Origin of the sequence: Xenorhabdus anantnagensis (assembly GCF_028598555.1) — a bacterium.
GTDB lineage: Bacteria > Pseudomonadota > Gammaproteobacteria > Enterobacterales > Enterobacteriaceae > Xenorhabdus > Xenorhabdus anantnagensis.
Genome location: NZ_JAQRFN010000016.1, coordinates 1 through 12255 on the forward strand (window position 1 = coordinate 1; position 12255 = coordinate 12255).

Consider the following 12255-nt stretch of genomic DNA (forward strand, 5'->3'; position numbering starts at 1 on the left):
CCTTATACTGGCGGATCCATTTTCTCAAGGTACTGGCATCAACGGCCAGTGAACGGGCGATATCAATAACCCGTTGATGATGGAGAACAACCTGCTGAACCGCGTCCAGCTTCAATTCAACGGAATAGTGGCGTTTGGTCGGTTTCAATTTCATTGTCATACCTCATTGTCATATTAATAACATTAGCAGGCTTTTGAGGTGTCCGAGATCCTTATACCACTACATTATGCATGCCTTTGTGCGTTTCTTCGTTTTACGTAACCTGTGTTTTTCATCTTTTTCTGCGGGAAAATAGGAGAGCCTTCAATTCGCGAATTTCTATAGGGGGAGGTATTTAGTGAGCGGAGTGATGATTTAATCGGCTACAAAGTTGCTCTGCCGCCAAAATAATCCTCGGCCCCGCGCGGCTAAACCAGTCATCATTCAGGGCGATAATACTGACGTTCATTTGTGGTCGCCAAAAATCCGCGACTCGCTGTTTTTGTTCTTCCGTTCCGCCTATGACAATCATTTCTGGTTTGCGGGTAAGTACTTGCTCACGATTAACCTGCGGCCACGGAACGGGGCTGTCAGCAAAAATATTTTTACCGCCACATACGGAGACAATTTCGCTTTGGATAGTGTGGCTGGATGAAGTAAAAATCGGATTCATACCAAATTGCAAGAACACAGGCGTAGGATTCGGATTGGCATAATCTTGTTTTAATTGGTTGAATTTATATCGAATTTCTTCGGCTGATTTTTTAGCGATATCAGGATGTGGGCTATAGGCAGCAAGCCGTTCCAGTTCTGTCGCAACATCTTCTATTTTTTTTATATCAGAATAAAAAATCGGAATGCCCAAAGCAGCGAGTTGTTCCAGAGGGCGTTGAGGGTTACCGCCACGCCATGCCAGAATCAGGTCGGGTTTCAGGGCGATGATCCGTTCGACATTGAGGCCTTGCCAGTCAGCGATTTGCTCCAGCTTTTTAGCGGCTTCAGGATAATCAGAGTAAGCACTGACTGCGACTAGCTGATCGCCCAGCCCCGCTGCATATGCCAGTTCTGTCGTTGATGGTGCAAGACTAATGACACGGGACGCTGCCGCATAAAGTGGAGCATTGAAAACATACAAAAGGAATGAGAATGCCAGCCAAACGGATCGATGGGGGATTATTTTCAAGAATGATTTCATTACCGATGCTCCACTTTAAATGATGGTTTACTGTTTGCTCAGTTCGATCAGCATAGCATTGACCATCCGTGTGGATTCACGCGCTGCAACAACCAAAAACTCATCAAAACTGATATGGGATTCTTGATCTGCAACGTCAGAAATAGCACGAACGACAGCAAAGGGGACTTTATATTGATGGCAAACATGACCAATGGCCGCGGCTTCCATTTCAACCGCAGCAACTTTCGGGAAAGTAGTCCGGATGCGTGCCAATGGTTCTGAACCATTGATAAAGGCATCACCGCTGCAAACCAGACCGCGAACGGCATTCAGGTTGAGGGATTGGATGCATTTTTCTGCCAGAGTGATTAACTTATCGTCAGCAACAAAAGCAGGGGGGCATTGTGCCATTTGTCCCGGCTCATAGCCAAAGGCAGTAAGATCGGCATCATGGTAGCGGACTTCTTCGGAAACCACGATATCTCCCACTTTCAGTTTAGGATCAAGGCCACCGGCTGAACCCGTGTTAATCACGATATCTGGCTGGCAATGTTCAATCAACAAGGTGGTTCCAAGTGCGGCGGAGACTTTGCCAATACCGGATTTTAACAAGGCGACATCCACGCCATTCAGCTTGCCGGTATAGATTTCACACCCACCTCGTGACAATGTTTGCAGACCTTCGATCTGGTCACGCAGCAAAGTCACTTCTTGTTCCATTGCACCTATTACACCTATTTTCATTGTGTCATACTCACTATTAAAAGGCCGATTTAATCGGGAAGTGTATCATTGAATAGCCATTTACTAGAGTTTCCAATTCTAAATAGTCGTTTCATTTGGTATGGGGGGATTAATGTCTAAGATTGATTTTAAGCAGAAGTTGAATTACCAACGTAAGTTCAGTAAATCTTCCATTCATCCCGATGATGAAGAGCAAGTAAGCCGCCAGTTTGAAAGTGATCGGGGGCGGATCATCAACTCAGCCGCCATTCGGCGGTTGCAGCAGAAAACACAGGTATTCCCACTGGAGCGTAATGCCGCTGTGCGCAGTCGGTTGACACATTCGCTCGAAGTGCAGCAAATAGGCCGCTATATTTCAAAAACGATTATTGCGGAGCTGGCAAAGCAAAACTTATTGGAAAAATATGGGCTGAGTGATCGCTTACTTGCTTTTGAAAGTCTGGTTGAAATGGCTTGCCTGATGCACGATATCGGCAATCCCCCATTTGGGCATTTTGGTGAGGCAGCCATTAGAGATTGGTTCTCCCGCCGATTGTCTCCTGATTATTCGCCAAAAACGGAAGAACAGCGGGATACTTGTAAAGTCGCGGCGTTATGTCTGACGGGGGAAGAAAAAAAAGATTTATTCCGCCGGCAATTGCGTAAAGATTTATGCCAGTTTGAAGGCAATGCCCAGGCTATCCGTCTGGCACATAATCTGCTGCGCTTGAATCTCACTTATGCCCAGATTGGCTGCGTATTGAAATATACGTGTCCGGCCTATCGTCTGGAAGAAACTCCGGCTGAATTCAGTTATCTGATGAAGAAAAAAGGCTATTACTGGTCAGAAGAGAGTTTTATCCGTGAATTGAGAAAAGAATTGCAAATGGGCGATTTCTGTCGCTTCCCGCTAACATACATTATGGAAGCCGCAGATGATATTTCATATTGCATTGCTGATTTGGACGATGCTGTTGAAAAGGGTATTTTCAATGTCACTCAGTTGGTGGAATACCTGAAAAAAGAGTGGGAAGAAAATGGCGGACACCGAAAGAATGATTTGTTCGAATCTACCGTGACACAAGCCTATAAGAAAACAACCAATAACGAAGCCCGCCGTAATGCCCACGAACAGTTTTTCATGTATTTGCGAGTATTTATCACAGGAAAATTAGTGCCTTATAGCGCTAAACTGTTTATTGAACACCTGCCGGAAATTTATGCAGGTACATTTAACCACGCCCTGTTGGAAGGAGATGGAGATGAACACCGTTTATTGAAAACCTTGAAAAGTGTCACGCGTAAACGGGTTTTCAATCATCCTGAAGTGGAAGAGCTGGAATTACAGGGATACCGGATTATTACCGGATTGCTGGATGTGTATAACCCTTTGTTGGAACTGTCCCGACAGGATTTCATGGAGTTGAATCAGAATAATTTTCACAAAAAATATTTTATTGAAACGCGCCTGTTGCACAAACTTTCGACTAAGCATCGTTTGGCTTATGGTGAGGCCGTGGAGGGAATTGTTGCCACTGATGAAGCCGAAAAAGATATGATCGAATTTTATTATCGGGCACGTCTCATTCAGGACTATATCAGCGGCATGACAGACCATTACGCTTATGAAGAATATCGTAAGTTTATGGTCACAAAGTAACAGGTTTGGTTGTTCTGAGTAGTCTGGTGGCTCTGAGTACGTCAGGAGCCGCTGCCATTACATGATTGATTTCATCTATAAATTCCAGCAATTCTGGCTCCAGATCGGCCAGAGCAATGTCTTGTTGAAGTTGTTTTTCGACAAATTCGCAAATTGCTTTCAGTTTAGGAACACCGTTATAGCAGCAACTACCGTGCAATTGATGGACGTGAAGCTGAAAGTGTTTGCGGGTTGCCTCTCCGTTAATGGTTAAGGCTTGTTCAATCATATTCTTCATATCGGGCAACGATTGCACCAGCATTCCCAGCATTTCCCGTGCCAATGACTCTTTTCCGGCAGTTTGTTCCAAAGCCATATCCCAATCAATGGCTTGTGGTTTTTTCTGCTGGCAATATTGGTTCAGCAATGTTTTTAAACGATTTTCATCCAACGGCTTGGAAAGACAGTCGATAAACGGTGTGTTTTTTGCCTCATGGCAGGGAAAGGCTGTAACCGCTACAACGGGTGTCTCTTTATGTTGGGGTAAGTGATGGATCTGCTCAGTTGTTTGGATACCATCCATATTTGCCATCTGGATATCCATCAAAATGAGATCCAGCGAATGTTTCCGCGCCATTTTCAGCGCTTCGATGCCGCTGCTGCACAGCAAGGTATTTTCAACTAGTTCATTCAGCAATGTGCCGATTAGTTTCAGGTTAGCGGGGTTATCGTCCACTGCCATTACGATCATAGGTAAACGCGGCGATCCCGAAGAAATTGGCAGATCCATTGGAAATGAACCGAATAAATATTCTTCTTTTTCCAGCCAGATATCAAAATAAAATACCGTGCCTTTAGCGACTTCACTGGTAAAGTCAATTTCTCCCTTCATTTCATTAACCAGCCGCTTAGTGATGCTCAATCCTAACCCGGTTCCTCCGTAATGACGGGTAATGCTCGCATCTGCTTGATTGAAGGCCTGGAACAGAATCGGACGATATTCTGGCTTGATACCAATACCCGTATCGGTCACGGTAAAACCAATATGTACAAGATGGTGTTGCTGCTGACGTAATGTAATATCCAGCGTCACGCTGCCTTTGTCAGTAAATTTAATGGCATTGCCAATGAGATTAGTCAGTATTTGTTGCAAACGGATAGGATCGCCAATCATCAGATTGGGTAACTTCTCATCAATATAGTGATGCAGAGGAAGGTTTTTCACACTGGCCGCAGGAGCCAGCAGTTCAATAACTTCATTGACGGTATCCCGCAGTAGAAAAGGCACCTGATCCAATACCAGTTTATTGGATTCCAGCCGTGAGAAATCCAGAATGTCATTGATGATTTTTAGCAGATTATTGGCTGAACGATCAATGACGTATAGATACTCCATCTGTTGTGGCGTAATGGAGGTTTTTAACATCTGGCGGGTGAAGCCAATAACTCCATTAAGTGGTGTGCGTAATTCATGGGACATATTAGCCAGAAATTCCGTTTTGATTCTGACCGCCTCTTGTGCGCGTTTTTTAGCGATAGTCAGCTCAACATTTTGGATCTCTAACTGTTCCATCGTAATTTGCAGATCGGAAGTCGCTTGATCAATATGCAATTGCATCTCGTTTTTATATTTAGACAATGATTCTGCCATGGTATTGATACCATTTTGCAGGGCAGTCAACTCCCCAGGCATGGCACCGGTTATTCGACTGTTCAATTGCCCTTGCCGGATGCGGTTAACGGCTTTTACCATGCACTCCAGAGGCTCTGTGACTTTACGTACCAGAATGTGGGCAAACAGAGCTGTTCCCCCGAGACAGAGGATTAACAGCATGATAGAAGTAGTAATGGTTTTGTATTGCTGAAGTTGTGCAGCCTGTAGATCCAAATCAATGGCAATATATCCGATAGGCTCACTATTGTTGGTCGTATTGAACCATTTATGGGAAGAAGTGGTTTCCGAGATAATCGGCATTTTCAGGATGATGCTATTACTATCCTCTTCCTTAGTCAGTTTTGTCGGAATAGGGTCATTTGGACTGAGCCGTAGCTGATTCACATCATATTTGTCATTAGAAATTTCAAATAATTTATGCTGTTCATCAAAAATGGCAATGACCTTTACAATTTCAGAATTATGGCGATGCAGGTTGTTTATCAGTAAGTTGACTCGCTTGCGATTGTCCAGATTAATGCCAATTTCGCTGGCAATAGACAACGGTTCAATAATACTGATCCCGCTGAGGACTATCAGCTTCTTCAACTCGTAATAGCGGTATGAGATAAATGATATACTTACAAGCGTTCCGACCAGTAAAACAGGAACCAATATCAGGCTCATCATACGGGTGCGTAGGCTATATTTGGTCATAGGCGTCCATTGTGGGAAAATCAAAACTCAATTTTTCAAAGTCAGTCAGAATCATGGTGCAATTTTACTCCCCAAATCGCCGCTCCGTAAACCGAGGCATTATTTCCGTTACCGCAGATAATCTTGATGCACAAGGGCAAGGCATTGCCCGTCATCAGGGAAAAACGATCTTTATTCCAGGATTATTGCCGAATGAGCAGGCACAGATCCAACTGACAGAAGAAAAACGCCAATTTGCCAAGGCTAAAGTGGTAAAGAGGTTCTCAGATAGTCCGCATCGCGTAGACCCCCACTGCCCACATTTTAAAGTCTGTGGTGGATGCCAGCAGCAGCACGTTGCCACTGAGCTGCAAGTTAATACTAAGGCCAGTGTGCTGGAACACTTGATCCAGCGGGAAACGGGTGTCAGTATCAGCTCACATCCTATCATTCACAGTCCGGAATATGGTTATCGGCGCAGGGCCAGACTTGGTCTGCAATATCATGCCAAACAACGCACACTATCGATGGGATTCCGCCAGAGCCAGACCAACGATTTGGTCAATATTAAACGCTGCCCTGTTATGCGCCCTGAATTGGAACAATTATTGCAGCCGCTGCATCAGTGCTTGAATAGTCTGAATGCAGTAAAACGCTTGGGACATGTGGAGTTGGTATTAGCTGACAATGGCCCATTAATTGTGCTGCGCCATCTTGATCCACTTAAGCGTGAAGATAAGGAAATATTGCGCACTTTTTCAGTGCAGTACCATGTTGCGATTTATCTGCTTGGTGATGAGAAATCCCTTGAGCCATTGATGCCGGGGCAACCAGCACCGTGGTATCAGGTGGATGGGTTGAAACTGGTATTCAGCCCACAAGATTTTATTCAGGTTAATGATGAAGTTAACCAACAAATGGTGGCACAAGCATTGGCGTGGCTGGATTTACAACCAACAGACAGGGTATTGGATCTGTTTTGTGGCATGGGGAATTTTACCTTGCCGATTGCCACTAAAGTACAGACAGTAGTTGGTGTGGAAGGGGTTGCTGCGCTGGTGGCGAGTGGGCAATATAACGCCCAGCTCAATGAACTTAATAATGTCAATTTTTTTCATGAAAATCTGGAATCAGATATTCACCAGCAGCCTTGGGCCGCACAAGGGTTCAATAAAGTGCTGCTGGACCCCGCTCGCGCTGGCGCGGCGGGTGTTATGGCACATATTGTAAAACTGGCTCCAGAAAAAGTGGTTTACGTTTCCTGTAACCCCACGACACTGGCTCGGGACAGCAAAGTCTTGCTGGAGGCTGGTTATCATCTAGTCAGTGTGCGGATGTTGGATATGTTTCCGCACACAGGCCATCTGGAATCCATGGCTCTGTTCAGCAGTGGGCCTATGGATATCGAGTAGGGAGAAATTATGGTTGCGGTAAGAAGTGCGCATCTCACACCGGCAGGTGAATTTGCTGTCGATAAGTGGATCGCAAGTTTAAACATCACTAACCCACAATCCAGTGAAAAATTGGTCAAAACCTGGCAGTACTGTCACGAAAAAGTCCAAAATCACCCCGATGCGGAACTGTTGCTATGGCGCGGTGTGGAAATGGTGGAGATCCTGTCCACATTGAGCATGGATAATGACAGTATGCGCGCTGCGCTGCTCTTTCCCATCCTTGATGCCAAGCTACTCGATAGCGAAACAGTGACAGAAACATTTGGTAAGGCCATCACGAATTTGGTGAATGGTGTATTGGAAATGGACGCCATTCGCCAACTGAAAGCCACTCATACTGACTCTACTTGTTCGGCGCAGGTTGATAATGTTCGCCGGATGTTGCTGGCGATGGTGGAAGATTTTCGCTGTGTGATTATCAAGTTGGCAGAACGCATTGCCCATTTGAGGGAAGTGAAAGATGCCAGTGAAGATGAGCGAGTGCTGGCAGCCAAAGAGTGCTCCAATATCTATGCTCCCCTTGCCAATCGGCTGGGAATTGGGCAGCTAAAATGGGAACTGGAGGATTTTTGTTTCCGTTATCTGCATCCCGATGAATATAAGAAAATTGCCAAGTTGCTGCATGAGCGCCGAATTGATCGTGAACAATATATCGAAAAATTTGTGACAAAAATGCGTAATTACATGCTGAAAGAAGGGATCAGCGTTGAAATGTATGGGCGCCCGAAACACATTTACAGCATTTGGCGCAAAATGCAGAAGAAATCCCTCGCCTTTGATGAATTATTTGACGTGCGCGCTGTGCGGATTGTTGTCGATCGTTTGCAGGATTGCTACGCAGCATTGGGGATAGTACATACTCACTATCGTCATTTGCCGGATGAATTCGATGATTACGTTGCCAACCCGAAACCGAATGGTTATCAATCCATTCATACGGTTGTCTTGGGACCGAGTGGCAAAACTCTTGAAATCCAAATCCGCACTCGTCAGATGCATGATGATGCGGAGCTTGGGGTTGCGGCGCATTGGAAATATAAAGAAGGCTCTGCGGCTGGTGGTGGTAAATCCGGCAGTTATGAAAGCCGTATTGCATGGCTGCGGAAATTGATCGCATGGCAGGAGGAAATGGCGGATACCGGCGAGATGCTGGATGAAGTGCGCAGTCAGGTGTTTGATGATCGCGTTTATGTCTTTACGCCAAAAGGGGATGTCATTGATTTGCCAATTGGCTCTACGCCGTTGGATTTTGCTTATCACATTCACAGTGATGTCGGTCATCGCTGTATTGGGGCAAAAATTGGCGGACGTATTGTGCCGTTCAGCTATCAGCTTAAGATGGGCGATCAAATTGAAATCATCACCCAAAAGCAGCCTAACCCAAGCCGTGACTGGTTGAATCCTAACCTCGGTTATGTGACGACCAGCCGTGGACGCGCGAAAATCCACAACTGGTTCCGCAAGCAGGATCGTGACAAGAACATCATTGCGGGCCGCCAAATGCTGGACAATGAATTGGCACATTTAGGTATCACAGTCAAGGAAGCGGAAAAAGAACTGATTGCCCGTTATAACGTCCATTCGTTGGAAGAAGTGCTGGCAGGCATTGGTGTCGGTGATATCCGCATCCATCAGTTAACAAACTTCCTGCAAAGCAAATTCAACAAAACCACCGCAGAAGAAGAGGATCGCGAAGCGCTTCGCAATCTGGAGAACAAAACCTATACACCACGTAATACAAACAAAGATAATGGCCGTATTGTCGTAGAAGGGGTTGGCAACTTAATGCACCACATTGCTCGTTGCTGTCAGCCTATCCCTGGTGATGAGATTATTGGATTCATTACTCGTGGACGGGGGATCTCCATCCACCGCGCGGATTGTGATCAGCTGGCGGAGCTTGAAGCCAGTTCACCGGAACGGATAGTTGAGGCGGTATGGGGCGAGAGTTATTCCACCGGCTATTCACTTGTGGTACGAGTCCTTGCCAATGATCGCAGTGGATTATTACGTGATATCACGACGATCCTCGCCAATGAAAAAGTCAATGTGTTGGGTGTCAGCAGCCGCAGTGATGTTAAGCAACAGCTTGCGACCATTGATATGAACATTGAGATTTATAACTTGCAAGTGCTCGGGCGGGTATTGGCTAAGCTCAATCAGTTATCTGATGTGATTGAAGCCAGACGTTTGCACGGTAACTGATTAAAGCAGTAATTGATTAAGCATGGATAAGATGAAAGCTATTTCGATTGAACGACTGAAGGGGATTATGGCGCAGTTGCGCCATCCCCAGAGCGGCTGTCCTTGGGACAAAGTACAAACCTCCGCGACGATTGCCCCTTATACGCTGGAAGAAACTTATGAAGTGCTTGATGCAATTGAGCGCAATGATGCCAATGCCCTGAAAGAAGAATTAGGGGATTTGCTGTTCCATATCGTGTTTTATGCCCAGATGGCCCAAGAGCAGCAACAATTCGATTTTGACGATATTTGTGAGGCGGTGTGTGACAAACTGGAGCGCCGCCATCCCCATATCTTCAATCAGCAAGCGGGGGTCAGCAGCGAAGAGGCGATAGGAAGTTGGGAACAGCGCAAAACCGCAGAAAGGGCAGAGAAAGATCAGCATTCAGTGCTGGATGATATTCCTGCCAGCCTGCCGGCTCTGATGAAAGCCTATAAGATCCAGAAGCGCTGCGCTTCGGTGGGTTTCGATTGGAATACACTTGGGCCAGTGCTGGATAAAGTCTACGAAGAAATTGATGAAGTGATGGACGAAGCGAAGCAGGCGGTGGTTGATAAAGACCGACTGGAAGAAGAAGTGGGCGATTTGCTGTTTTCGGTCGTCAATTTATCCCGTCATTTGGGACATAAACCGGAGATGGCACTACAAAAAGCCTGCCAAAAATTTGAAAACCGTTTCTGCAACGTCGAAAAATTGATCCTAGACAAAGGCTTGTCATTGGAAACGGCTACGCTGGATGAGATGGAAGAAATGTGGCAGCGGGTGAAAAATCAGGAGGTATAGCGCTGCAATCACACAACAATATATGGAAATAGTGAAAAGGATGTCACTTAAATGGCTGAATAACCTGAGTTGTGTGAAAAAATTTCACACTAATAACTCAATGAATTTAAAGAGAAAGAAGTGTGGTTTTTTCTGGGTGTTACTGATTATGTGGCACTTTACCCTGTTTAGATGGTTTGTAGCGAAATTAAGGTTAGGGTATACTGCTTTCCCGTCCTGTTATATTCATCATCCTTTTAAACCTAAACTTCAGGTTCAGCATGAAAACTAATTATATTTTTGTGACCGGCGGGGTCGTATCCTCACTGGGTAAAGGCATTGCCGCAGCCTCTTTGGCGGCTATACTCGAAGCCCGTGGACTCAATGTCACCATTATGAAACTGGACCCGTACATTAACGTCGATCCAGGCACAATGAGCCCAACCCAACACGGGGAAGTTTTCGTTACCGAAGACGGCGCTGAAACTGATCTTGATTTAGGTCATTACGAACGTTTCATCCGAACTAAAATGACACGCCGTAATAACTTTACGACGGGTCGTGTCTATTCTGAAGTGTTGCGCAAAGAACGCCGCGGCGATTATTTGGGAGCAACCATTCAGGTCATTCCTCACATCACCAATGAAATCAAAGACCGTATCATCCGTGGTGCAGAAGGTCATGATGTTGTGTTGGTGGAAATCGGCGGTACTGTCGGTGATATCGAATCCCTGCCATTCCTCGAAGCCATTCGTCAGATGGCGGTGGAAGTGGGTCGTGAAAACACACTGTTCATGCACCTGACTCTGGTGCCTTACATGGCTGCCGCGGGCGAAGTGAAAACTAAGCCGACTCAGCATTCTGTGAAAGAATTGCTGTCAATTGGTATTCAGCCTGACGTGTTGATCTGCCGTTCGGATCGTATTGTTCCAGCCAATGAGCGGGCAAAAATCGCACTTTTCTGTAACGTACCAGAGAAAGCAGTTATCTCCTTAAAAGATGTTGATTCCATTTATAAAATCCCAGCCCTCTTGAAATCTCAGGGCTTAGATGATTATATTTGTAAACGATTCAGCATCGAACGTCCTGAAGCGGATCTGTCCGAATGGGAACAGGTCATTTATGAAGAAGCTAATCCATCCGGTGAAGTTACCATCGGGATGGTGGGTAAGTATGTTGAACTGCCAGATGCTTATAAATCAGTGATTGAAGCATTGAAACACGGCGGACTGAAAAATCGCCTGACTGTCAACATCAAGCTGATCGATTCACAAGACGTCGAAACTCGCGGTGTTGATGTGTTGAAAGGTCTGGATGCGATTCTAGTACCCGGTGGCTTTGGTGGCCGTGGTATCGAAGGTAAGATCATGACTGCACGTTATGCCCGTGAGAACAAGGTTCCATACTTGGGAATTTGTCTGGGTATGCAGGTTGCCCTGATTGAATTTTCTCGCAACGTTGCAGGTCTGGCAGGAGCGAATTCTACTGAGTTTGAACCTGAATGTAAGTTACCGGTTGTTGGTCTGATCACCGAATGGCGTGATGAGAACGGCAACGTAGAAGTACGTAGTGAAGAGAGCGATCTCGGTGGAACGATGCGTGTTGGTGGCCAACTGTGCCATCTGACTGAAAACAGTCTGGTACGTAAACTCTACGGCCAGGATGACATCATTGAGCGTCATCGCCATCGTTATGAAGTGAACAATTTGTTGTTGAAACGTATTGAAGATGCAGGCTTGCGTGTTGCTGGCCGTTCAATCGACAACAAACTGGTGGAGATTATTGAGAACCCAGCGCATCCGTGGTTTGTGGCGTGTCAGTTCCACCCAGAATTCACTTCAACGCCTCGCGATGGTCATCCGTTATTTGCTGGCTTTGTTGAAGCCGCAGGCAAATATCAGAAAGGCCAGTTTAAATAAGATATG

The 12255-nt window shown here is 45.8% G+C and carries 9 protein-coding genes; 5 read left to right on the top strand and 4 right to left on the bottom strand.

Annotated elements, in window-relative coordinates; genetic code table 11:
* From PSI14_RS20225 to mtnN, 3 genes are all read right to left on the bottom strand, one after another.
* Positions 1–160, bottom strand: a 160-nt coding sequence (locus PSI14_RS20225; RefSeq protein WP_370688856.1) for a transposase, incomplete at its 3' end; no start/stop codon positions are given.
* Between the two features lie 175 nt (positions 161–335).
* Positions 336–1175, bottom strand: a complete 840-nt coding sequence (btuF, locus tag PSI14_RS12745; RefSeq protein WP_273576248.1) for a vitamin B12 ABC transporter substrate-binding protein BtuF — start codon at positions 1173–1175, stop codon at positions 336–338.
* Positions 1176–1202: 27 nt separating this feature from the next.
* A complete protein-coding gene (gene mtnN / locus PSI14_RS12750; protein WP_273576249.1) occupies positions 1203–1901 on the bottom strand; it encodes a 5'-methylthioadenosine/S-adenosylhomocysteine nucleosidase in 699 nt (232 codons plus the stop codon).
* A gap of 112 nt (positions 1902–2013) precedes the next feature.
* On the opposite strand from mtnN, the gene dgt reads away from it, so the two are divergent.
* A complete protein-coding gene (dgt, locus tag PSI14_RS12755) occupies positions 2014–3540 on the top strand; it encodes a dGTPase (RefSeq protein WP_273576250.1) in 1527 nt (508 codons plus the stop codon).
* Here dgt and PSI14_RS12760 read toward each other — a convergent pair.
* Positions 3530–5890, bottom strand: a complete 2361-nt coding sequence (locus tag PSI14_RS12760; protein WP_273576251.1) for an ATP-binding protein — start codon at positions 5888–5890, stop codon at positions 3530–3532. The genes dgt and PSI14_RS12760 overlap by 11 nt on opposite strands.
* Before the next feature lie 53 nt (positions 5891–5943).
* Between PSI14_RS12760 and rlmD the strand changes: the two genes are divergently transcribed.
* From rlmD to pyrG, 4 genes are all read left to right on the top strand, one after another.
* Positions 5944–7281 (top strand): 23S rRNA (uracil(1939)-C(5))-methyltransferase RlmD, encoded by a 1338-nt coding sequence (gene rlmD, locus PSI14_RS12765; protein ID WP_273576308.1) that lies wholly within the window; start codon positions 5944–5946, stop codon positions 7279–7281.
* Positions 7282–7290: 9 nt separating this feature from the next.
* On the top strand, positions 7291–9528 hold the full coding sequence (relA, locus tag PSI14_RS12770; protein WP_273576252.1) for a GTP diphosphokinase: 2238 nt from the start codon (positions 7291–7293) through the stop codon (positions 9526–9528).
* 22 nt (positions 9529–9550) lie between these two features.
* The gene (gene mazG / locus PSI14_RS12775; RefSeq protein WP_273576253.1) at positions 9551–10351 is read left to right on the top strand and encodes a nucleoside triphosphate pyrophosphohydrolase; all 801 of its coding nucleotides are present in this window, start codon (positions 9551–9553) and stop codon (positions 10349–10351) included.
* Between the two features lie 260 nt (positions 10352–10611).
* A complete protein-coding gene (gene pyrG / locus PSI14_RS12780; RefSeq protein ID WP_273576254.1) occupies positions 10612–12249 on the top strand; it encodes a glutamine hydrolyzing CTP synthase in 1638 nt (545 codons plus the stop codon).
* The last annotated feature ends 6 nt before the right edge of the window (positions 12250–12255 follow it).